Below are 21,753 nucleotides of genomic sequence, written 5' to 3'. Positions count from 1 at the left end.
ACTTTTATAAGTAAAACATTTAACTAGATATCTTTTGCATTACATCAACCATAGGATGCTGCACTTCAGCTAAGCCATCTCGTACGCCGTTTTTGTTTTCGGCACTTTGGTTTTGGCTAAGTTTGAATTTAGCCTGAATATCAGTCACGGTGATTTCAACACCTACAATAGCGGCTTGCAGTCTATCGATGTATTCCTGCGGTGCATCAGAAATTGACCAAGGAGCAGGTTGTTTTTGTTCGTGAGTATTGGTGAGTTTTTCCAGTAACGATAGTTTCCATTCAGCTTCATGCATAAAATCTATCGTGCCTTTAATGTGAACGGCGCGATAGTTCCACGTTGGAACCACTTTGCCATCTACTTTTTTAGAGGGATACCAGTTTGGCGTGATGTAGGCATTCTCACCTTGGAAAATAACCAATACATCCGCTTGATTCGCTAGGTTCTGCCAAAGCTTATTGGCCTTGGCGATATGGGCTTGCAAGACAACCCTATTCTCTGCATCGACATGAACCAACATAGGAATATGCTCGGCATTCAAACCGTCATCACCATTCGAAACTAACGTCGCGAAGGGAAAGGTTTTAACAAAGGCTAACTGCTCCTGGAGATCGTTTACTTCAAAATGCTTTGGTGTATACACTTAGATGCCCCTTACCATATGTGTTAACTAGCGATACTATAGGTATTTTTTCCGTTGGCTTTCGCATCATAAAGTGCTTGATCCATAGCTCGTATGCAGTCTCGATGCCTATTAGCATAGTGATTCGCCAATCCAATACTAATAGTGATCGGCCGTCCAATACCAAAATCAGTATGCGCAACACTAAAATTTAGTTGCTTTAGCTTTTCCTCTAATTGGGCAAGGTTTTGTTCTGCAAAAATAATAATGAACTCTTCACCGCCCCAACGACCCACGGTATCCAATAGGTCAATATTATGCATTAAAACTTCAGCCAGCTTCATCAGTACTTTATCGCCCTGATCATGACCAAACTGATCATTCACTTTTTTGAAATCATCTACATCCAGCATGGCGATATAATGATTGCCTATAGCATTTAGTAATTGATCTTCCATGTAGCGCCGATTACGCAGCTTAGTTAATACGTCTGTGGTGGCCAACTCTTGTAGCTGGCGATTAGTCTCTTCCATCATTTGGTAAGCTTTTCGACGGCTAGAATCATAGAAAAAAGACACGATTAGCAGTAACGAATAAATAAAAGAAAAGTGTATCAAGCTGATAGGAAGAAATATCTCGGGTTGCCAAGTATCCATTTGCGTAAAACAAAAATAGAAAATACCAGCAAAGTACACAAGGCTGAGTATCGACCCATTACGATAACCTAGAAGAAAAACCCCCATCACCGGCGTTAGAAATGCAAAAACGAGTGCAAATTCTTCATTACCATCGATTAAGATAAGTATAAAAGTATCAATAGAAACAATAAGTTGAAGAATAGTCGCAGCAACTTTGGGACGTTTTTTTATCAGCAGGTAATATCCACCAATGATACAAAAGAACAACGACACAGAGTTCGCTATTAACATTGGCGGAAAATAGTCTATGACCAAATTATAATAAATGAAGAAAACGAAACTAGAAGAGATAAACAGCAAGGCTGAAAACAAAAATCCTCGAAAACGAAAATCAGGATGCGTATGTTGAGTACCAAACCACCTTTCTAAAAGCGATACCACTAAGTAGACCTCTATCTTTAAAAATAAGTCATTCCTTACGTAATTGTAGAGTGCTAATTTTAGCGTAACTAATTAGCACTCCAGCAAAAGATGTGCCTACATCGTCCCTTTATTGAAGAGTAAACGAACTTATTAAGAAAAAGAATAAATATAATGTAAATAATGGTTTAGCTGTGTAAGGCACGATTTATTGGGAGAAACAAACTGCTTTTTTGAGAAAAGATGAACAAAAAATGCCGATGCATTTAGATAAAATGGCATCGGCATAAAAGAAAACACTCTATATTTCAGATCTAAAGTTTACCAGCTCCTGCATTTTCTTTGACGTAGTCAATGACTTCACTAGCAGGCAATACTGGCGTTGGGCCATATAAGGTTGGTGTCCAGCCCACATCTTTAGAAAGTGGCTTGCCACTGGCTTTGTTTGCTTCTTCAACGATATCGATCATTTTACCGTTGAACATAGAGCCTTGATCATAAGCAACCTTACCTTTCATATTGCCAATCGCATGGGATGGATTACCGTTTTCAATTTCAAACACGTTGGCTTCTGAGTATATCGCTGACTCTTTACCCGCACCCAAAACTTGACGAACAATATTATGTTTAGGTTTGTTAATCAAAGAATCCACATGGCGCTCATAAGCATTGGCGCCAACGCCGTCACCTTGTGCATTACCGACAAAATAGTTGTTATACACATGCACCTTGCCATAACGAACACGCGGCATACGCTGACCGACATTTTTAAAGTAATTTCCATGCAAGGTAACTCGTAAATAGCCAGTGTCTGCGGTTTTGCCATCACTGTTACCAATCAAGAAAGCCTTATCATGATCATGGAAATAGCTGTTAGAAATCGTCACTAGATCCGCCTGATTGGTAATATCAACCAAGCCATCATGATGCTGAACTTTTTGTGTGATTTCATTCTGTGGGAACGGATAGACGGGCGGGAACATGGAGTCTGGGCGATCCCCATCTGAGAAAGTGCTGTGATCGATCCAGACGCGCTTACCGCCGTTGATGGAGATCAGGTCGTATTCAGAATTCCAACGTCCGCCCGGACACTTCTGTGGTCCTTGATTGGCATTAACGTATTCCCCCATACAGCCGGGATAGTTTGGATCGATTTTGAAACTGTCACCTGGATCCCAACCTGGGAAATAGTCAAATGCGTCTTCAAAGGCAATATTTCGAATGATGACATTTTCGACGTCTGCACTAATTTGCAAAGTGCCTTTAATGATTTTTGCGTTCTTACCTAAACCAATGATGCTGGTATTAGAAGGGACATCAATGACAATTTGATCTTTTTGTTTTTTAGCCGAGGCTAAACGAGCTTCTTCCTGAGGGCCGGTTAAATCTCTATTTGGACGTTTTTTGATAAGTGGCTGTATGTTCCAAACAGCAGGTGCATAAGCATTTTTATAATCTTCGAAATTATAAGGCGCAACACGATAGTCTGCTTCGGTCAGTTCACGGCCTTGATCATTAGATGACAAGTTAATCGTGCCACTAATTCGAATAATCTTAGGCGAGTTGCCGGCTTCTTTTAGCGCATCAACAAAGGCTTTCCGACTACTGACGGTGTAAATATGTGCATCAAGCGCATCTGATCCACCCGTAACTTGACCTTCGGCAGCAGCCCAGCCATCGTTGTGAGAAAGAACAGCACGCGTCATATCTTGCGACATACTATTCTTTCCAGTATTTGACAGCTTCTGTGACGAGTTATCCGTGCTTACAGCTGAACATCCGGCAATTAAGCTGGCCGCCAAACAAGACGCCGCTAAAATTTTTCTATTCATTTTATTCTCCAAAGATATTGAAAATAAGCAGATTAAGAAGACTCGCTATGCGTATTTTCAAATCGCATTTTTATTTTTATTGGCAAGAATATAGAGAACACGCTATGGCAGTGCTCTCTATATAGGAGAATAGACTATCAGGAAAGACAATAAATTAAAACGATGTTTTATTTTTAATAAATCACTGTTTTTTTTATAAGCCGGATGAATGGATCCTTTAGTTCTTTAATCACTTAAAAGGGCTGCAGCACTACCACAAACTGTCATGATGAAAAGGAACCATTTTAGATGGCTCGGGTTGGCTTTTATGGCCATTTTTACAGCAAGGAATGAACCTAGCATGGTGCCAGAAGCAAGGATCAATCCAGGAATCCATAGGATCTGGTCATTCCAAATAAATACGCCTAATGCCAAGCCAGTAAAACCCAGCGTACACACCATTTTTAGCGCATTGGTGTGTACTAGGTCATAACGTAAAGTACCAGCCAATGCAGCAATCAGGATAAAACCGACACCCGCTTGAACAAAACCGCCGTACACACCAGCGATAAATAGGGCAATCCATGCACTCGGTTTTTCCGAGACTTTAAACGGCACAGTGCCTTCTGGTGGCGCTATCATGGTAGGTCGGACAATCATAATTAACGTCATGCCTATCATGGCGCTTAACAATAGCGGCTTGAGCCAGGTTTCTGGTGCATAACTGGCTGCGAAAGCCCCCACTACGCCGCCCAGCAAGGATGGAATCATCACCGGCAGGATGTCAGCGTTATCCAACTTTTTGGCTTTACGAAAGCCAAATGTCGCTGCCACGTTTTGTAAAAATACCCCAACACGATTGGTCGCATTAGCGATGTCAGCCGGCATCCCCATGACCATCAAAGCCGGTAAAGTCAGGTTAGAACCACCGCCCGCCAAAGTATTAATAATGCCAGCAAGAAAACCTGTACCGATCAAAAGCGAAACAGTGAATAAACTGTAATCCATAACATCATCCTTAATTGACTCTTGAGCGAGTCGGAAGAGAATAAAAAGAGGAAACGAATAATAAGGAGAATTAGGCAATCTGACAAAAGATTATTAAGGAGAGGAAGATGAAACTGGCTCAACTTCCTCATCTAAGAAAAAGTTGAGCGGATAGAAAATGACTTATTTAAGAGAATTGTTTGCCATCAAGGTTTCATCAACACCTTTTAATTTCATCTCATCCATCATGAAATTAACGGTATTCAACAAGCGCTGCTCACCCTCTGGAATCAAATAACCAAATTGACTTTTGGTAAACGGATTTTCTTCACGTACCGCGTCTAAATTTTTGTTAATGACTTGATAATAAAGAGCTTCTGGCGTTTCTGTTACCATCACATCAACTGTGCCTGTTTCGACCGCTTTCGGTACATCTAGATTATTTTCAAAACGAACGATAGTTGCTTTGCTAAGATACTGATCGGCAAATTTTTCATTGGTGCCGCCAATATTTACGCCTACTTTCACTTCTGGCTTATTCACTTTTTCTAGCGTATCAAACAAGGATTCGCTACCTTGAGTAACAAGAAAACATTTACCAAATGTCATATAGCCTTGGCTTTGTTCCGCTGCCATTTGGCGAGAAATTCGACGAGTAATACCGCCCATGGCGATGTCATATTTGTCATCATCCAAACCTTTTAATAAGTCCTTCCACGTCGTTTGCACAAACTTCACTTCCACGCCCATCTCTGTCGCAAAGTACTTAGCCACATCAATATCGTAGCCCGAAAATGTACTGCCATCGTAATACGAAAAAGGCTTGTAATCGCCTGTGGTTCCAACAGTGATATAGCCTTGTTTTTGAATGTCTTCTAAACGATCGGCTTGCGCGATAGTGCTGTAAGCCATAGTGGACGCTAGTAATAAAAACGACGCAGTGAACTTCATAAGTGTGGACCTAACATGGAGATGAAAGAAATATATAAGCATTTGCTATGCCATGTTTTCAATTTTTATCGCGCTATTCAACGAACTCACAAACGCTGCAATAAACAATCCACCACCGCTTGGTTCACGCTGTGAGCGAGATGAGGAATAAGATCATAAGTCGTCATTGCACCAGAGTCTATCAAGGCATCATACGCTGATTTAGACAGGCGATAGTCAATCACATTATCTTGATTACCATGGATAAAATGTATTTGCGTATTCACGAGATCTTTCTTTGGATCTCTCTTTGGTAGTAAGGCAAAGCGCCCAGATAACGACACGATTTTCTCCGCTAGTTTTTCATCAACCATTTGTGTCGAAGACAAAGACATAATTGCCCCTTGGGAAAAACCGATTAACGTCGTTTGTTCTGCGTTCAATCCACTTTTTTGCTGCCAATCTTTCACTGTTTCAACAAAGGCTGGCATCGCCGCTTCAATGCGTCCCACGCGATTTTCTTCTGTCACACCTTGCACTGAAAACCATTGATAGCCTTGTCCAAAATCAGACGCATCGGGCGCTTGTAGCGACACTACAATAGCCTTAGGGAAAGATTTAGCGAGAACATAACCCAAAGGCGCCAAGCTCTGTGGTGTGGCGCCAACACCGTGAAATAATAAAAATAAACGCGTCGGCGAATTAGGTTCTTGTATCACAACAGTACTAGACATGAGGAATCCTTATTAATCATCACTTAATAGTATGATGAATACTCTATCCTTCTACAAAAACAAGATATATAAGCTATTCCTTAAGCTTCTATTTCGTATTTGGAAATAATCGATAACCCTATTCAAAATAATAAAAAATACTCGTCCAGTTTTCGGTTGTTGCTTCGTTGGCAATCAAGCTAACCTAACTCAACAAACAACACCTAAATACACACGATCTCAGCCATTATTCAAACAACGGACAAACGCATGTTAATAACAGATAAAAAACAAGCCGATGGTTATTATCAAGCCTTACTAAACCGAGAACCTAGTTATGTAGGCGTATTTTTTGTCGGCGTCAAAACAACCTCTATTTTCTGCATTGCAACTTGTCGAGCACGCAAACCAAAACGTGAGAACGTTGAGTTTTACACTCATTTCAAAGACGCCATGGACGCAGGTTTTCGCCCCTGTAAAGTCTGTCGCCCCACTGAAAACGCTCATGAAGCACCTTATGAAGTGCAAGCGGCAATGAACCTTGTGCGAGACTGTACTAAGGCGAAAATCAACGACCAAGACTTGAGAGAATCTGGAATACGACCCATCTTTGTGCGTCGTTGGTTTAATCAACATTACGGCATGACGTTTCAAACCTTTCAGCGCATGTATCGTATCAATTATGCGTTTCAAGAATTAAAGACAGGCAAAAGCGCCACCAATACTGCGTTAGATTCAGGCTACGATTCTTTGAGTGGTTTCGGTTACACTTTTAAAAAGTTACTCGGTCATGCACCGACCCTAAATTTGGAGAATGCTGTGATTTTAATCGATAGGCTGACAACGCCCATTGGCCCTATGTTTGTCTGCGCCACTGACGAAGGAATTTGTCTGTTGGAATTTGTCGACCGACGCATGTTAGAAACAGAGTTTGAAGACTTACAACGCCGTTTAAAAGCGCCGATTGTTGCGGGAGAAAACGCCCACATGAAACAGCTAAAAATAGAATTAGAAGAATACTTTGCAGGCAAACGCAGCGAATTCAGCGTACCGCTTCATACGCCAGGAACCGACTTCCAAAATGCTGTCTGGCAAGCCCTTGGAACGATTCCATTTGGAGAAACAGCCAGCTACCAAGAACAAGCCACGCGGTTAAATAACCCAAAGGCTGTTCGAGCGGTCGCCAGAGCTAACGGCATGAATCGTGTTGCCATTGTTATTCCTTGTCATAGAGTGATCGGCAAAGACGGCAGTTTAACCGGTTACGCTGGCGGATTAGAGCGAAAACGCTGGCTACTTGATCATGAAAAATCGCATAGTCAATACTTAGAAAATCAAAGCCTCGAAAGTCAAAACCTCGAAAAAAGCTGAGATCAAGCGCTAGAGTGCCAGTAGTTTCATGAATGCATCAAGGTTGTGTCATGGCAACGTAATTTCCCGCTACAAGGCTTGAAATGACTGTTAAGCCAGTTCATCTTCTACACTTTGATTGTAATTAGATGGAATTCAACATGCCTACAAACATTGTTGCTGTATATGGGACGCTTCGTGAGGGGCTGAATAATCACAAACTTCTTGCCGAATGCAAACGCATCGGCCTTGGTTGGCTGACAGGGTTTCGCATGCACAATCTTGGAGAATTTCCGGGTATTGTATCAACCCATGAAAACGGCGGTCGGATACGCGTTGAATGGTATGACGTATCAGACGAAATACTCGCGTCTTTGGATCAACTTGAAGGTTATGACCCAAAGATGCCAGAAAGCTCCTTGTACATTAGAAAACGTGTTTTTTCACCCTACGGCCGTGGCTGGATTTACGTATACAACAAATCCCTAGACCACGCTCCATATATGGAAGCGGGCGACTGGGAGCGTTATTCCCGAACCTCTATGCCTCACCAAGGCGCACAATCGGTGTAGATACCACTTGAGCCGTTTGATCACTTTGTAATTGAGCGATATTCGCCACACTTGCTTGGACTTGATCTTCATCCGTTAACAAGCCAAAACGCACCACAAAGTGCTTCGATTCACCAGCACCAATTGTCGGCACCAAACCTAAGTCGCGCTGATAAGAACGGTTATAAGCAAAGCTAGTGCCCGGCTCGATTCCCACCACGTAACCTTGTTCCAGTGTGTCCGTATTTTTCCATACGGTAAGCACTGGCAAGGTGTCCGTTTGATAGCTGACTTCTATGCCACAGCTCGCGTTGGCGTTATGTAATAACGCATAAGAAAAACCTTTCTCGTCACTAATCGGACGAATATTAAACACCATTTCGTCAAAGTCTTTAGTTGGCGCTGGCATCTGATTCCAATCGTTCAAACCACCAGCAGCATAGTCGTTAAAAGGCGATAGTTCCGCCATAGGAACGTGTAACTGCGCGCCATCTTCAAGAATCGGTTGGGCAAAGTTGTTGTGATAAATAGCTTGGTATTCGCGCGGATAACTACCTTTATTGGTTAAGGTATCTTCAACCAATAAATAAGGCTCATCTGGCGTTAATGACAATACCGTTTGCAGTTCAAAGTTAGTGAATTTAAAACGTTTTTCATCGACTCGACCACGTAAAGTCACACGATAAGGCGGTACCTGCTCGACCTCTAAAACCACTTCGTCTGCGGGTGTGTTTTGGATACGACCGTGTAATGTTAAAAACTCGTCGCCGTCTTGACCGGGATGCCCAGCCCATTGGTAACCACAACGCACTATCATCTCGTTAAAACCATCTAACCAACCAATACCGCCGGACGCTTCTTGGTTAACAAAGCTTGGATGTACGACTTCTTTAACTGGTGAATCCCAACCAAATCGTACTTCTTTTCCTGTCGTATCTTTCCTAACAACATCAAGAACCGCCATGCCACGAGTCGGTACAACACGAACCACAGAATCGCCCACGGTCAACGTGATCAAACGTGAGCCAGTTTGCTTGCCACCCATAAGACACGTCTGCTGCACACTAATCGGAATATCTTTCGGTAAGCCCATTAATTCTGCGGATAGAGACAGATTTGCTACATCGATATGATGTTGATTACTAAGAAGAACAAGTTTAAACATAGGCCAAGCTCCGAATAAAATTTCCTCATGCTAGCGCGAGCTAGATAACAAGGCTAGCCATGAGGATAAAATCTGCTATTTATTCAATGTTGCTTGTCGCTCCGTTGAGTCGTTCTGGTAATAATTCTATTTAAAAATCCCCTGGCGCACACTGTAGGCAAGTCAGTCCTAAGTTACGCCAGCCTTGAACCACAGCGTCGCGGTCGTCCAATACCAACCAAGGCGTAAAACCATCTTCGTGGATTTTCTCCAACAAGGCTTTTTTAACATCCTCGTCTGGCAAGGCATCAGCATTGTCTGGGCGTAGATAAATGCCATCGCACGGAATTTGGTGTTTTTGAATCCATTCAACCGAGTGCTGTTTATGGGACTCAGGACGGCCACTGCAAATTAAAATATGTTGGCCTTGTTGCTTGAGAATATTGACCAAACGCAGCACATTTTCGATCACTGGTGCATGTTTCATGTGTTCAAAAAAAGGGTCCCAATGCTTTTCTGCACCAAGCACCCAATGGGCTACTTCAGTGTGATCGAACTCAGCAAGAGTGCCATCTAAATCAACAATTACGGCATTTGGTAACATGTAAAGCTTCCTTTAAAAGGGGTAATTTCCCAGCCGTTTTCGTCTTGGCTAGGCACAAAAGAAATAGGAGTAACGTTGCCGATTCTTGGGCAATACGGCGTGCCGTTGATAACATTGTTTAGCACTCGATAAACACCAGAATGCGCGATGATCAGAGGCCACGAATGCTCGCTGAGGATCTCATTCAATGCGCCTAGCACTCGAGTCTCGAAGTCTCGCCAAGATTCACCATTAGGCGGCGTCACGTCATAAGGCAGCTGCTGTTCTATCGGGCAGCCTTCTAAGTCGCCCCAATTGCGTTCTTTAAGTTGCTCATAAGCCATAATGGTTTGTTTTGGCACCGCATGAAATGCGGTCTCTTGCGTGCGTTGTAACGTACTGGTTGCCACAACACTCCAATCAATGGCGCTTAATATTGGCGCTGCATCTTTGGCTTGCTGAATTCCGGTTTCACTTAACGGACTATCGGTAAAACCACCTATACGAAACGCGGCGTTAAACTCGCTCTGCGCATGACGCGCAAAGACAAAAGGTTTAGGTATTAAGGTCATAATCTAACTCAATATAAGAATCAGCAGTAACGCTTGGGCCAAGGGCCTGTCGCCACTCACTTAGATCTTTCATGGTATAAAACAATGGAACACAAATACGGCAGCCAAGATGATCTACCAGCCGTTTCAAATCTTGCTTACGCGGATGCACATTCCAGCGTTCAAAATGCGCTCTGTCTTCGCTCACGGCCTGACGAGCATGTTCCGGCAAATGTCCGGTATAAACCGGCAAATATCGCTCTGGTTGTTGCAATAAAACAGCCGCTTCGCCACTCAATCCATCAGGATCACCACACAGCACCACTTTGGCATTGGGATTGAACGGTTGGCTTTTCATATTTTCCAGGACAGGTCTAATCTCGCTGCACACACTATCTTTAGGCCCAGCCAAAACAGTTTCAGGCGCAATGCAATCTTCTCCTAGAGTCCAATCATGAAACCCTAGTGAAGTTAACCAGCAGGCCATTTCTAACGCTCGTCCAGTTTGAGGAACTGGCATCAGCAAGGCGCGCTCGTCTTTCAGATAATGCAGCAAGGCGTTTTTACATTGCTTTAATGAATTATCGTACAAGCCGTAAGACGCATCGAGTAAAGCAACACTGGCGTGCGGAGGCATGGTAAAAGGATACAAGCCGGATTCTAGGCTAAAATCGCCGCTGTAAAATACGCCCTCACCCATATCAAGATGCAGCCACACACCGCCAAAAGAATGCCCTGCCGAACCTGTTGTCACCTTAATGCCAGACACATTCGTCGAGCCACAAATAGGCAATGTATGAAGGTTCAAATGCGTTGGCAATTGCTGCTGAACGGGCGAAGTCGCGTAAACGGGAACTTGGCTATCAATATCGATCAAACCGCCCATATGATCTTGATGATCATGGGAAATGAAAATCGCATCTAAGTGATCCGGTTGCGTCCAGCCTTTGTCTTCGCCCACCTCTAACGCGCCGCCCGCGTCGAGTAAAAAACGAACCGGTTTTGACTGATTGTCCGCTTCGTAGGTCACCAAAATCGCGGCAGCAGTTTTCCTTCCTGCGCCACTTAAAATATCAATGCTGACTCTCATGGCTCACTCTCAAGCGACCAAGCTTGCCCAAGACGAACCTGATGCTGGCTTTCTAGCGTCATAGGTACATCGCTGTACGCGAGTAAGCGCTGGCCATCTTTTAGCGTCAATTCAATATCGTAACGCTCGCCACGAAAAATACAGCTGTGAACGCTTACAGCCAGTGCTGAATCGTCCGCGCTGACGAAATGAATATCTTGTGGACGCACGAGCACAGAGCTAGCCGCTTTATCTGGTGAATGCTGGCAAATCAACTCAGTCAAATTTGTACCGCTCACGTATTGCGAAGGAGCAACCGCAGCCACCGACAACACAGAACCTCGACCAATAAAATTCGCTAGCCAAGTGTTTCTTGGTCTTGCATACAGTTCCTGAGGTGTTCCCCATTGCACCAATTGCCCTTTATTCAGCACAGCAATTTTATCAGCCAATGACATGGCTTCGGATTGATCATGGGTGACATAAACCATAGTCGCGCCAGTACGTTTGTGAAAGGCGCGGAAGGTTTCTTCCATCGTCGCTCGCAAATGTCTATCTAAGTTAGCGAGCGGTTCGTCAAACAACACCACATCTGGCTCGGTGACCAAACTACGCGCCAACGCCACTCGCTGACGCTGACCGCCACTTAGTTGCGCTGGCAATCGATCTGCGTATTCTTCTAACTGAACAATTTCCAGAGCGTCTTTAATTCGTTTGTTGCGTTCTGCCACCGGCGTTTTCTGTACTTTAAGCGGATAGCCGACGTTTTCTTTCACCGTCATGTGCGGCCAAAGTGCATACGATTGAAACACCATGCCGAAGTTTCTTTCTTCTGTTGGCACATGACGCGTCGAACTAGAAAGACAGTCATCGCCATGAATGATTTGACCACCTGAAACCTTCTCAAATCCTGCCAGCATTCTTAAAATGGTCGATTTACCACAACCACTTGGCCCAAGTAAGGCAACAAACTCACCCGGCTCAATCGTTAAATTCAAACCTTTTACAACCGGCGCACCATGAAAAGATTTTTCAACGCCATCCAATATTAACCGTGCCATGGAATCACTCCTTTGGGCAGACGAGGGGTAAACAGACTCAATAAACTCATTAACCCTGCGACCAGAAAAACCACCAGCACAGCAATGGCCGAGGCCAAAACACTGTCGCCACTTTCATCGAGATTAAAAATCAACACACCGAGGGTTTCATTGCCCGCACTCCATAACAAAGCGGACACCGTCAGTTCATTAATTGAGATCAAAAACACTAATAATCCACCAGCGAAAAAGGCGGGTGCAGTGAGAGGTAAAATAATGTCTATCAAGCGCTGTATCGGCCTTGCACCTGCAAGCTGTGCCGCTTCTTCTAAAGCGGGGTCAAGCTGAGACATGGCGCTTAATACCGGCTTCAAACACACACTCAAAAAACAAGAAAGATACGCCAAGAAAATAATGCCCAACGTGCCGTACAAGCTGACCTCAATAAAAGGCAAAGGCTTGGCGAACAACAAAATAAAAGCGATGGCTAAGACGATACCAGGGATGGCGTAAGGCACTTCAATCAAACTGGCGATCACAGCTCTGGTGCGCATTGGTAAACGCATCAACAAGTAGCCCAATGGCAAAGACACCAGCATCAAGACTAAAGCACTGAAAAAAGCCAAAAACGCGCTGTTTTCGAAGGCTCGGGAAGTAACGCCTTGCCGCCCTATCATTTCGTAAAACGCGGAAAAGGTAATGGTATCCGCGTTCAATGGCATACCAAGAGCAGGCACCAATGAGCTCACAATCAAAGCAAATAGCGGTGCCACCAAAATAAAACACAACATCAATGCCAAAAGGATTTCGAGAGGCAAACGCCATTGCTTAAGACGAAAAGACAGCGACTGCGCGGTATGACCTAACAAGGCATAACAACTGCGTTGCTGTAGCCATTGTTGTAACAACATTCCCGCTAGCACTAACAACGCAATAATCATCGACAAGCCCGCCACTTGGCTCAGCATATCGTTACCAAATCCTGCCATTTGCTGATAAATCAAAGTTGGTAAAACGATGTAGCCTGCAGGAATCCCTAACATCGCAGGAATACCAAAATTACCCAAAGAAGAAACAAAGGCTAACGCGGCGCCAGCGATAATCGCACTGCGACACAAAGGTAGAATGATATCGACCCAAATTCGAAACTGAGAAGCACGAGATAGTTGAGCTGCTTCTAATAAATCCTGCGGCAATGAAATAAGCTGAGTACGCAAAGCCAGAAATACCAAGGGCGCACTTTGTATGCCTAACAACAAGGCTATGCCTTCCGCCGAATACATTGGTTGTGGGCTGCCCAACGCTGGCGCTATACCTAATGTATTTAAAATTGGGCTTGCTGGACCAAACAGTTGTAACCAACTCAACGCTGTCACTTGTGGCGGAATCATCATCGGCAACATAAAACAAAACACCCAAATGGCACGACCACGAATATTTGTTAAAGTCACCACAAAGCCAAAGCCGCAACCTAAAATCACCGCGATGAGCGTCCCTAACCCTGAGGTATAGAAACTATTGCGTAAAGCAGTCCAAGTACGTTCACTTCGTAGTACTTCTGCCATAGGTGAGGAGTTAGAAAAGGCCGTATGACTCAAAGCCTCTACCAATAAACGCAGGCTGGGTAATACACTTAACGCAGCAATCAATAAGAAGAGTCCAATGGACAACCAGCGTAACTGGCTATCCATGGAGGCTCCATCCATAAAACGTCTTTTTAATAACGAAGGTGTCATCTTTCTTAACCTTCAAAGATTTTGCTAAAGCGCTCTTTGTTCGCTTCGTTGTCGCGCAATGTTTTTGCCGCATCGAATGGCATCAAACGAATATCTGTACGCTTAGGGAAACCTTCTGGCACACCAATGTCACTACGAGCCGGTAAGTAGCCCTGCTCTAATACTAAGGCTTGGCCTTCTTTTGATAAGAGAAAGTCTACAAAGCGCTTTGCTGCAGCTTTGTTTTTAGCTTCTTTCATGATCGCCACTGGCTCAGTCACCATGGTGACGCCCGTTTTAGGAAAGATAAATTCAATCGGTGAGCCCTTCGCCGCTTCACGAATCGCTAGGAAATCCACAATCACACCGTAAGGCTTAGTACCTGATGCCACCGCTTTTAGTACACCGCCATTGCCTCCTTGCGCCATCGCTTGGTTGGCATGTAATTGCTCAAAATAATTCCAGCCTAGTGATTTGTCAGCAGTTAGCGTCGCAAGATGAATCAGCGCAGCACCAGAATACAAAGGGCTTGGCATCGCTACTTGGTTTTTGTATTCAGGCTTGACCAAATCAGCCCAATCCGTTGGATGTTGCGGCGCTTGTTTATGACGGACAATGCCTGTAGTAATCAGTTTCGTGCCGTAATAATAGCCATCTTTGCTGTACAAACTATCTTCGTATTGATCGCGATTAGGGCTCATGTAGGAATACAAATAGCCATCAGACACCATAGATTCCATGGTCACGCTGTCAGCAATAAGCAGTACATCGGGTTTCACCACGCCAGAGGATAATTCCGCGCGCAATTTCGTTATTAATTTGGTCGTTCCGTCACGCACCCACTCCACTTTTATATCTGGATTGGCCGCTTCAAACGCATCCACCGTCATTTGCGCATCTTGGTTTGGCTGACTGGTATACAAGGTCAAAACATCTTGAGCTTGTACGGAAAGAGGAAAAGCAAGTGCCGCAGCACATAGCAACAAGGTCTTCTTAACGGTCATGGTGAAACTCTCTTTTTGATAAGTGAGCTGCAACAATACCGACATAATTTGACACTATAGTGACGAAAAAATTTCGTTTAATGCTGGTTTGCTTTCGTTTCGACGATCTTCATTTAAAAAGCTTCATAAAAAGGACTGAATCACTATGAACAAAAGGCACTATGACATCGTGCAATGGGTGAATAAGCAAGGACGCCAAACATTACAGGCCGTCGCCGACGAATTTTCGGTCTCAGTGCAAACCGTTCGATCGGATATTAGGCTATTAGCCGAAAAAGGCTTGGTATTGCGCAGCCATGGTGAAGTGATCCCTTTTCCTCATCGCGAGAACATTAGTTTTGATCAAAGACGAATCCGCCATGCGGCCGGAAAAAAGCACATTGCCGACCTTTGTGTGAGCAAGTTGGCGGACTATCAATCAATCTTTCTTGGCAGTGGTTCAACCGTGGCAGAAGTCGCCAACCAGCTTTCGCTCTTTCAGGGCTTACAAGTGATGACCACTAACCTTCATGCCGCACGTAATTTGTGTGAGCACCCGGACTGCGAGCTCACCATATCAGGTGGTCGAGTAAGAATGCGCGATCAAGATGTCATAGGTGGCGACGCCATGCGTTTTTTCCAGCGCTACCGAGCGGACATTGGTATTTTTTCTGTCGCAGCGGTGAACAAACAGGGACATTTATTTGATTTTACTGACGATGAGGTCATGGCGCGAGAAGCCTTGGTTGAACATTGCCATTATCGAGTTTTAGTTATCGACAGTACAAAGTTTGATACTGAATCCCGATGTTTATGGGGAAAAATGAGCGATTATGATTGTGTAATTACCGACCAAAAACCGTCTTCTTCTTTACTCAGCTCGCTAAGTTATCAAGGCGTTGAAATATTGTATTAACAATAACGAGGTTAAAATAAAAGCACCTTTGTATAAATTGTGTAAAAAATGCGCTTGATCTCAGTCTTTATATAAGACTATTGTCTTAGTTACCCCCACGTCGCAAAGAATTGAGGTTGTTATGAAATCACCTATTAGAATTCGACAGCAGATTAATATTGGTTTAGTGGTTATTCTCTTACTCGCTCTTGCCAGTATTTATCTTGTTATAGAAACGAAAGTGAAACCCGACTTAACTGCAGAACGCCAACAACAAATTTCCGTTAATCAAAAAGGTCTGAGTGAATTACTCAGTGCGAAGTTAGAAAAAATTCAATTGCTGACTAGTACTTTGGCTTTGGCCAGTTCTGAGCTTCCTAAAGACGAAGCCTTATTTAAAAAAGTATTCCCGAGCATTATTAATAACCATGACGACAAAAGTATCGCCGGTGGTGGTATCTGGCCAGAACCTTCTGCTTTTACTCAAGGAACGCAGCGTCGTAGTTTTTTCTGGGGCCGCGATGGTTCTAAGATGAGCTATCTGGACGATTATAATGACCCTGCAGGTTCTGGTTATCAAAATGAAGGCTGGTACACCGTTGGCAAAACAGCTCCCGTTAATCGTTGCACTTGGTCTGAGGCTTACATTGATCCAGTCACCAAAATTCCAATGGTGACCTGTACCATTCCAATGAAAGAAAAAAATACGTTCACGGGTGTAACCACGGTGGATATGATGCTAGATGGCATCACCAACACCCTTGAACAATACGGCGCCGAAAACCAAGGCTATGTATTTGCCATTGATCAAGCTGGGCAAATGCTGAGTTTCCCTAAAGGCAAAGCCAATTTAGTCAAAAACGATGGCAGTATGTTGACTGCGGCTGAGCTTGGCAATCAGTTACCTTGGTTAAAGTCAGCATTAGATAAAATCAGTGGCTCGCAGCAAGTAATCACGCTCGATCATGATGACATATTAAATGGAGCGGCCTACGTCGATCTTTTTAAGCACCCACAAACGGGCTGGACGATCGGCTTAGTCGTTCCTAAAGCACGCATGACAGAAATCGCTCAAAGCATGGGCTTGTTCCTGATGATTGTCATTGGTGCTTTATTAGTCGTCGTTAGCATCATTGCCATTTCTTACTTCCGCAGCTTGCTTGGTCAGATCAACCAAACTACTCAGCAAATTCAAGAGCTGGCCGATGGCGGCAGCACCCAAGAACTTGAAGTCGGCAAATTAAATGAGCTAGGCGATTTACGTCAGGCAGTTAATGCCTATGGCGATAAGCTGAAAAAATTACTAGAACAGATTCATATTGAATCTGCCAACCTGGTGAAAGATGCTGGTCGCTTAAGCACATTTAGCAATGACTTTTTAAATAAAGCCAACAGCCTAAGTGATGAAAACACCACATTGGCGGCAGCGACAGAAGAGCTGGGCGCGACCTCTCATGATGTTGCCATGTACGCCAATGAAACCAGAGAAACTGTTGAGCGCATCCACAAAGACGTACGCAACAGCGGTAATGAAATGAATGCCGTTATCGAAACAATGCGCTCTCTTACCAGCGCTATGACGCAAGCACAAGCCAACATTCTTCAGTTAGACGAAGATAGCCGCCGTGCGAACGGCATGTTGGGTGTTATTCGAGCCATTGCCGAGCAAACCAACCTCTTGGCACTAAATGCTGCCATTGAGGCAGCTCGGGCAGGGGAAACAGGTCGAGGCTTTGCAGTGGTTGCGGATGAAGTACGTAACCTTGCCGCTAAGAGTGAGAGCTCTGCCGTGGAAATTGAACAAGTCCTAGGGCGTCTACAAATCGCGTCGAAAGAATCTGTCAGCTCTATGGAACTGGGCCATAGCGAAACCATACGTGCAGTAGCAACAGCAGAGTCAACGGCTAGCCACTTGCAGCAAGTCGTTAGCGCCTTCTCTCAAATCACCGATCAGGCGACACAAATTTCGGTGGCGGCTGGAGAACAGCAAAAAGTATCTCATGATTTGAGTCAATTTGTGTCTCGATTACAAGAACTCACTGGCAGCAACGCCAGCGATTCAAGTCATCTTAGCCGTATGAGTCAAGAGATCGATGCCATTGCCAATCGACTCAATGCCTTGAAATAGATACATAAAATACAGTAGAACGACAAATCCCACGCTAATTAGTTAGAGTGGGATTTTTTACGTTTACAGGAATGTCCAAAATTTTGCGACTAACCGATGAATACGACGCCGATACGGTGGACGCAGCAAGGCAAGAACATTCGGCCCACGTTTGTGTAATACCGACTTGCTATGAGAAAAGGTGCGAAAGCCTTCTTCAGCGTGATAAGCGCCCATTCCCGATGCGCCAATACCACCAAACGGCAAGTCCGCTTGTGCGACTTGAACCAGAGTGTGATTAATCACCAAACTGCCGCTGGCAATGCTTTCCTCGCAGCGCTTTTGATCTTCATTTTGTTGCGTAAATAAATACATAGATAAAGGACGAGGTCGTTGCTGAATGTAAGACAAGGCCTCTGACATATCAGCATAGGTGAGAATCGGTAACAAAGGCCCGAAAATCTCATCCTGCATCACGTTCAAAGCATCGTTTGGTTGATACAGCGCATGCAACGCCAGCTTACCGTCGCTTTCCTCTGGCCCTTGCGGCATCAAGTTGTCACATTGGACCCCAGCAGTTCGTGCTTGCTCTAAATAGCCTTTTAGGCGATCTAATTGGCGGACGTTAATTAAACTCGTGTAATCAGGGCTCAACACACCTTCTGGATAATAATCCGCAAGTTCCTGCTTTATATAATCGATTAAGGTCTGCTTTTGGTCGGAATGGCACATAACGTAATCTGGTGCGACACAGGTTTGTCCTGCATTGAGCACTTTTCCAAACACTAGCTTCTTAGCCGTATCACGTAAATCCGCCGACGGAGCGACCAGTAAAGGAGATTTACCGCCTAGCTCCAAAGTAATAGGCGTTAAATGCTCGGCGGCGTTGCGCATAATAATGTGCCCCACGGACGTCGAACCAGTAAACAAAAGATGATCGAATGGCAACAGACTAAACTCGTTGGCTATCTCTGCCTCACCTTCAACCACTTCCACCCAATCCTCCCCCAAAGCGTGAGTCACTATGTCGCATAGCACCTGATTAGTTTCAGGACAAAACTCCGATAGTTTCATCATCACACGATTCCCAGCAGACAATGCGCCCACCAAAGGCCCCAGAGACAGCAACACGGGATAGTTCCAAGGTGAGATGACACCTACCACACCTTTTGGCTGATAGAACACCTGAGCGCTAGCTGGCAAGGTACTGATGTGGACTTTGCGCTTTGAAGGTTTCATCCATTTAACAAGATGACGTTTCGCGTGCTTTATTTCACCAAGCAAAGGAACAAGCTCAAGTAACCTAGATTCTTCATGAGCGCGCTGTCCAAAATCTTTCTGCAAGGCGTCTAATAAAGAGGTTTCATGATCCATTAACGCCGCTTGCAAACGAGTAAGACATTGTCGACGCTCTTCAGCTGATGGTAAGGGGTTTTGCTGAGCCACATTTTTCAGGCGAGATAATGCCGAGTAGATGTCGTCTTTAGAAGAAAAAATAGCAGGTGTTACTTTCATGATGGCCTCTTCAACACTCGTTATTATTTTATGATCAAATGCCGCTTATTTACTACACTATCTAATGACTCATAACGAATGCAAGGAGCACATCATGGCGACTATTTTATGCTACGGAGATTCTCTTACTTGGGGCCGAGTACCTAACGGAGGACGTTACCCAAAACACCTACGCTGGCCAACCATGCTAAACGACTTATTAGGCCAACAACATCAAGTGATTAACTTTGGATTGCCAGGCAGAACGACGATCTGGAATGATCCCTTCTTAGAAGGTAGAAATGGCCTAGCGTACCTTCAAGCGGCATTAGAAACCTTTGGCCCTGTCGATATTTTAATATTGATGTTGGGCACTAATGATTTGAAGCGACACTTCCATATTGGAGCCTATGAAGCAGCAAAAGGTGTGGAAAAACTGATCGAGAAGTCAAGAATACCAAATACTCACGATTTCCCAGTCCCAACCCTTGTAGTGATCGCTCCGCCAAATATTTTATCCCCAACGGGCTCTATGGCCGAAAGTTTTGACGGTGCCATTGAAAAATCACAACATTTTCATCAGTACTACCAAGATATCGCCATTCGCAACCAATGTATTTTTCTCAATGCTGCTGGGGTCTTACAGCCAAGCGACGTTGATGGCGTGCACTTAGACACGCAAGCAAATGAGCAATTAGCAAACTCGATATATTCTTTGATAAAAATGGAAATATGAGATTAAGCATTTGTTTTATATTGATTTTTTAATAAATTTCTATAAATGAGGCAATTTCTATAAAAACGAACCAATCGCAACTAGATAATATTATTAAGAGGACTTAATCAGATTAAGTCGCTTATAGCTATTGACAAAGAAGGGAAGATCTATAAGCGCAAAAGGAAAGAATGGAAATCGTATAAAATATGCACGATTCTTTGTTCATACTCGCTTTTTTACGAAATAATCGCTCACTCAAATTTTCTTGCACAAAGTTATCCACAGGAAGAGTGAGTGAGCGCCCTTTATCAAAACACCGCCTGAAATGCTACCCAAATAGCAATAATCCGCTTCTGTATGCTCCATTTCCTTGTTTTTTGTACCTCGTAATTGCTAAGCAAATCCGTATGATCTGTTTATTAAATTTGTCTATCAGATCCATATCTTGAACAAACGTAGTAAGGAGAAAAGCAATGAAAGTAAGCTTCATCGGACTCGGAACTATGGGTTACCCAATGGCAGGCCATGTGAGTAAAGCGGGTCATGCAGTTGTGGTTTTCAATCGATCTACTCTAAAAGCCCAAAACTGGTGTGAAGAATACACTGGCACCTTTGCGACGACTCCTGCTCTTGCTGCGCAAGACGCCGACATTGTATTAACCTGCGTGGGTAACGACGACGATTTACGCGCCGTATATTTAGGACAAGACGGCGCATTCCAACAAGCAAAAGCCGGCACGCTTTTTATTGATCACACGACCGCTTCGGCAGAAGTGGCAAAAGAGCTTCATCAAGCCGCTCAAGAACGTGGTTTCTACTTCATGGATGCTCCCGTTTCTGGTGGCCAAGCGGGTGCAGTAAATGGCGTATTAACCGTAATGATCGGTGGTTCGCAAAGCGACTTAGATAAAGCTCAGTCGGTGTTGGATTGCTATGCAAAAGCCACCAGCTTAATGGGGCCTGTAGGTAACGGTCAGATCGCCAAAATGGTCAATCAGATTCTTATTGGTGGCGTATTGTCTGGTTTGTCTGAAGGTATTCGTTTCGCCCAGACAGCGGGCTTAGACATTGCAACGCTTGTAGATACGCTAAAACATGGCGCAGCGGGTTCTTGGCAGTTAGAGAATCGCGGTGAAACCATGGCTAAAAACGAGTTTGACTTTGGTTTCGCCATTGAATGGATGCATAAGGATTTAGGTCTGTGTCTTGCTCAAGCTGAAAAAATGGGCATCAAGATTCCATTAACCCAGGCCGTTGATCAGGATTACCAAGCACTAATAGCAGAAGGTCGTGGTCGTCAAGACACCTCTGTTCTAGTGAAAGCGCTCGATAAAAAAGCCTAATTTTAGTGTTTTAGGTCGTTTAATGTTTCGGTGATGGAGCATTAAACGGTCTTCCTAAAGGCCAACAAACTAGTTGGCAACCTCATGTC

The 21,753-nt window shown here is 44.2% G+C and carries 20 protein-coding genes; 6 read left to right on the top strand and 14 right to left on the bottom strand.

Features of this window, described 5'->3' with window-relative positions; genetic code table 11:
• Positions 1-19 precede the first annotated feature (19 nt).
• The 6 genes from TY87_RS05395 to ypfH all read right to left on the bottom strand — a co-directional run bounded on the left by TY87_RS05395 (position 20) and on the right by ypfH (position 6,142).
• Positions 20-643 (bottom strand): FMN-binding negative transcriptional regulator, encoded by a 624-nt coding sequence (locus TY87_RS05395; protein ID WP_100186281.1) that lies wholly within the window; start codon positions 641-643, stop codon positions 20-22.
• Between the two features lie 23 nt (positions 644-666).
• Positions 667-1,551, bottom strand: coding sequence for a GGDEF domain-containing protein (locus tag TY87_RS05390; RefSeq protein WP_157789869.1), 885 nt, complete (start codon positions 1,549-1,551; stop codon positions 667-669).
• Between the two features lie 443 nt (positions 1,552-1,994).
• The gene (locus TY87_RS05385) at positions 1,995-3,512 is read right to left on the bottom strand and encodes a pectate lyase family protein (RefSeq protein ID WP_100186279.1); all 1,518 of its coding nucleotides are present in this window, start codon (positions 3,510-3,512) and stop codon (positions 1,995-1,997) included.
• Between the two features lie 225 nt (positions 3,513-3,737).
• Entirely contained in the window at positions 3,738-4,499 is a 762-nt protein-coding gene (locus TY87_RS05380) for a sulfite exporter TauE/SafE family protein (RefSeq protein ID WP_100186278.1), read from the bottom strand.
• 162 nt (positions 4,500-4,661) lie between these two features.
• Positions 4,662-5,429, bottom strand: a complete 768-nt coding sequence (locus TY87_RS05375) for a transporter substrate-binding domain-containing protein (protein ID WP_072838631.1) — start codon at positions 5,427-5,429, stop codon at positions 4,662-4,664.
• Between the two features lie 86 nt (positions 5,430-5,515).
• Positions 5,516-6,142, bottom strand: coding sequence for an esterase (gene ypfH, locus TY87_RS05370; protein ID WP_100186277.1), 627 nt, complete (start codon positions 6,140-6,142; stop codon positions 5,516-5,518).
• Positions 6,143-6,391: 249 nt separating this feature from the next.
• Between ypfH and TY87_RS05365 the strand changes: the two genes are divergently transcribed.
• Both TY87_RS05365 and TY87_RS05360 read left to right on the top strand, forming a co-directional pair.
• A complete protein-coding gene (locus TY87_RS05365) occupies positions 6,392-7,492 on the top strand; it encodes a bifunctional transcriptional activator/DNA repair enzyme AdaA (protein WP_100186276.1) in 1,101 nt (366 codons plus the stop codon).
• A 140-nt stretch (positions 7,493-7,632) separates the two neighbouring features.
• Positions 7,633-8,043 (top strand): gamma-glutamylcyclotransferase family protein, encoded by a 411-nt coding sequence (locus TY87_RS05360; protein ID WP_232617073.1) that lies wholly within the window; start codon positions 7,633-7,635, stop codon positions 8,041-8,043.
• On the opposite strand, the gene TY87_RS05355 is transcribed toward TY87_RS05360, so the two are convergent.
• The 7 genes from TY87_RS05355 to TY87_RS05325 form a co-directional block, all read right to left on the bottom strand.
• On the bottom strand, positions 8,012-9,187 hold the full coding sequence (locus tag TY87_RS05355; protein WP_100186274.1) for an aldose 1-epimerase family protein: 1,176 nt from the start codon (positions 9,185-9,187) through the stop codon (positions 8,012-8,014). The genes TY87_RS05360 and TY87_RS05355 overlap by 32 nt on opposite strands.
• Before the next feature lie 130 nt (positions 9,188-9,317).
• Complete coding sequence (locus tag TY87_RS05350; protein ID WP_072838636.1) at positions 9,318-9,770, bottom strand: phosphatase domain-containing protein; 453 nt, start codon at positions 9,768-9,770, stop codon at positions 9,318-9,320.
• Entirely contained in the window at positions 9,752-10,321 is a 570-nt protein-coding gene (locus TY87_RS05345; protein ID WP_072838637.1) for a histidine phosphatase family protein, read from the bottom strand. The genes TY87_RS05350 and TY87_RS05345 overlap by 19 nt, the downstream gene beginning before the upstream one ends.
• Complete coding sequence (locus TY87_RS05340; protein WP_100186273.1) at positions 10,305-11,390, bottom strand: MBL fold metallo-hydrolase; 1,086 nt, start codon at positions 11,388-11,390, stop codon at positions 10,305-10,307. The genes TY87_RS05345 and TY87_RS05340 overlap by 17 nt, the downstream gene beginning before the upstream one ends.
• Entirely contained in the window at positions 11,387-12,430 is a 1,044-nt protein-coding gene (locus TY87_RS05335; RefSeq protein WP_100186272.1) for an ABC transporter ATP-binding protein, read from the bottom strand. The genes TY87_RS05340 and TY87_RS05335 overlap by 4 nt, the downstream gene beginning before the upstream one ends.
• Positions 12,418-14,100 (bottom strand): ABC transporter permease, encoded by a 1,683-nt coding sequence (locus TY87_RS05330; RefSeq protein ID WP_100186271.1) that lies wholly within the window; start codon positions 14,098-14,100, stop codon positions 12,418-12,420. Before TY87_RS05330 ends, TY87_RS05335 begins: the two co-directional genes overlap by 13 nt.
• 50 nt (positions 14,101-14,150) lie before the next feature.
• Positions 14,151-15,173 carry an ABC transporter substrate-binding protein gene (locus tag TY87_RS05325; protein ID WP_442919207.1) on the bottom strand — a complete coding sequence of 341 codons (1,023 nt, stop codon included), beginning with the start codon at positions 15,171-15,173 and terminating at the stop codon, positions 14,151-14,153.
• Between the two features lie 100 nt (positions 15,174-15,273).
• Between TY87_RS05325 and TY87_RS05320 the strand changes: the two genes are divergently transcribed.
• Together TY87_RS05320 and TY87_RS05315 are read left to right on the top strand one after the other, a co-directional pair.
• Entirely contained in the window at positions 15,274-16,023 is a 750-nt protein-coding gene (locus tag TY87_RS05320) for a DeoR/GlpR family DNA-binding transcription regulator (RefSeq protein WP_100186270.1), read from the top strand.
• A 121-nt stretch (positions 16,024-16,144) separates the two neighbouring features.
• Positions 16,145-18,130, top strand: a complete 1,986-nt coding sequence (locus tag TY87_RS05315) for a methyl-accepting chemotaxis protein (RefSeq protein WP_100186269.1) — start codon at positions 16,145-16,147, stop codon at positions 18,128-18,130.
• A gap of 63 nt (positions 18,131-18,193) precedes the next feature.
• Here the strand turns inward: TY87_RS05315 and TY87_RS05310 are convergent, their stop codons facing one another.
• Complete coding sequence (locus TY87_RS05310; RefSeq protein WP_100186268.1) at positions 18,194-19,624, bottom strand: coniferyl aldehyde dehydrogenase; 1,431 nt, start codon at positions 19,622-19,624, stop codon at positions 18,194-18,196.
• 94 nt (positions 19,625-19,718) lie between these two features.
• On the opposite strand from TY87_RS05310, the gene TY87_RS05305 reads away from it, so the two are divergent.
• Together TY87_RS05305 and TY87_RS05300 are read left to right on the top strand one after the other, a co-directional pair.
• Positions 19,719-20,339 carry an SGNH/GDSL hydrolase family protein gene (locus TY87_RS05305; RefSeq protein ID WP_072838644.1) on the top strand — a complete coding sequence of 207 codons (621 nt, stop codon included), beginning with the start codon at positions 19,719-19,721 and terminating at the stop codon, positions 20,337-20,339.
• A gap of 455 nt (positions 20,340-20,794) precedes the next feature.
• The gene (locus TY87_RS05300) at positions 20,795-21,664 is read left to right on the top strand and encodes an NAD(P)-dependent oxidoreductase (RefSeq protein ID WP_100186267.1); all 870 of its coding nucleotides are present in this window, start codon (positions 20,795-20,797) and stop codon (positions 21,662-21,664) included.
• Positions 21,665-21,753: the final 89 nt, after the last annotated feature.

Source organism: Marinomonas sp. BSi20584 (assembly GCF_002792415.1).
Taxonomy (GTDB): domain Bacteria; phylum Pseudomonadota; class Gammaproteobacteria; order Pseudomonadales; family Marinomonadaceae; genus Marinomonas; species Marinomonas polaris.
This window is presented reverse-complemented; position numbering and strand designations above follow the sequence as displayed.

Bases quoted from the DNA above. Each gene is read 5' to 3' on its own strand.
- TY87_RS05390 (WP_157789869.1), bottom strand. From the start codon at position 1,551: ATGTTAATAGCGAACTCTGTGTCGTTGTTCTTTTGTATCATTGGTGGA.
- TY87_RS05385 (WP_100186279.1), bottom strand. From the start codon at position 3,512: ATGAATAGAAAAATTTTAGCGGCGTCTTGTTTGGCGGCCAGCTTAATT.
- TY87_RS05380 (WP_100186278.1), bottom strand. From the start codon at position 4,499: ATGGATTACAGTTTATTCACTGTTTCGCTTTTGATCGGTACAGGTTTT.
- TY87_RS05375 (WP_072838631.1), bottom strand. From the start codon at position 5,429: ATGAAGTTCACTGCGTCGTTTTTATTACTAGCGTCCACTATGGCTTAC.
- ypfH (WP_100186277.1), bottom strand. From the start codon at position 6,142: ATGTCTAGTACTGTTGTGATACAAGAACCTAATTCGCCGACGCGTTTA.
- TY87_RS05365 (WP_100186276.1), top strand. From the start codon at position 6,392: ATGTTAATAACAGATAAAAAACAAGCCGATGGTTATTATCAAGCCTTA.
- TY87_RS05360 (WP_232617073.1), top strand. From the start codon at position 7,633: ATGCCTACAAACATTGTTGCTGTATATGGGACGCTTCGTGAGGGGCTG.
- TY87_RS05355 (WP_100186274.1), bottom strand. From the start codon at position 9,187: ATGTTTAAACTTGTTCTTCTTAGTAATCAACATCATATCGATGTAGCA.
- TY87_RS05350 (WP_072838636.1), bottom strand. From the start codon at position 9,770: ATGTTACCAAATGCCGTAATTGTTGATTTAGATGGCACTCTTGCTGAG.
- TY87_RS05345 (WP_072838637.1), bottom strand. From the start codon at position 10,321: ATGACCTTAATACCTAAACCTTTTGTCTTTGCGCGTCATGCGCAGAGC.
- TY87_RS05340 (WP_100186273.1), bottom strand. From the start codon at position 11,390: ATGAGAGTCAGCATTGATATTTTAAGTGGCGCAGGAAGGAAAACTGCT.
- TY87_RS05335 (WP_100186272.1), bottom strand. From the start codon at position 12,430: ATGGCACGGTTAATATTGGATGGCGTTGAAAAATCTTTTCATGGTGCG.
- TY87_RS05330 (WP_100186271.1), bottom strand. From the start codon at position 14,100: ATGGATAGCCAGTTACGCTGGTTGTCCATTGGACTCTTCTTATTGATT.
- TY87_RS05325 (WP_442919207.1), bottom strand. From the start codon at position 15,173: ATGTCGGTATTGTTGCAGCTCACTTATCAAAAAGAGAGTTTCACCATG.
- TY87_RS05320 (WP_100186270.1), top strand. From the start codon at position 15,274: ATGAACAAAAGGCACTATGACATCGTGCAATGGGTGAATAAGCAAGGA.
- TY87_RS05315 (WP_100186269.1), top strand. From the start codon at position 16,145: ATGAAATCACCTATTAGAATTCGACAGCAGATTAATATTGGTTTAGTG.
- TY87_RS05310 (WP_100186268.1), bottom strand. From the start codon at position 19,624: ATGAAAGTAACACCTGCTATTTTTTCTTCTAAAGACGACATCTACTCG.
- TY87_RS05305 (WP_072838644.1), top strand. From the start codon at position 19,719: ATGGCGACTATTTTATGCTACGGAGATTCTCTTACTTGGGGCCGAGTA.
- TY87_RS05300 (WP_100186267.1), top strand. From the start codon at position 20,795: ATGAAAGTAAGCTTCATCGGACTCGGAACTATGGGTTACCCAATGGCA.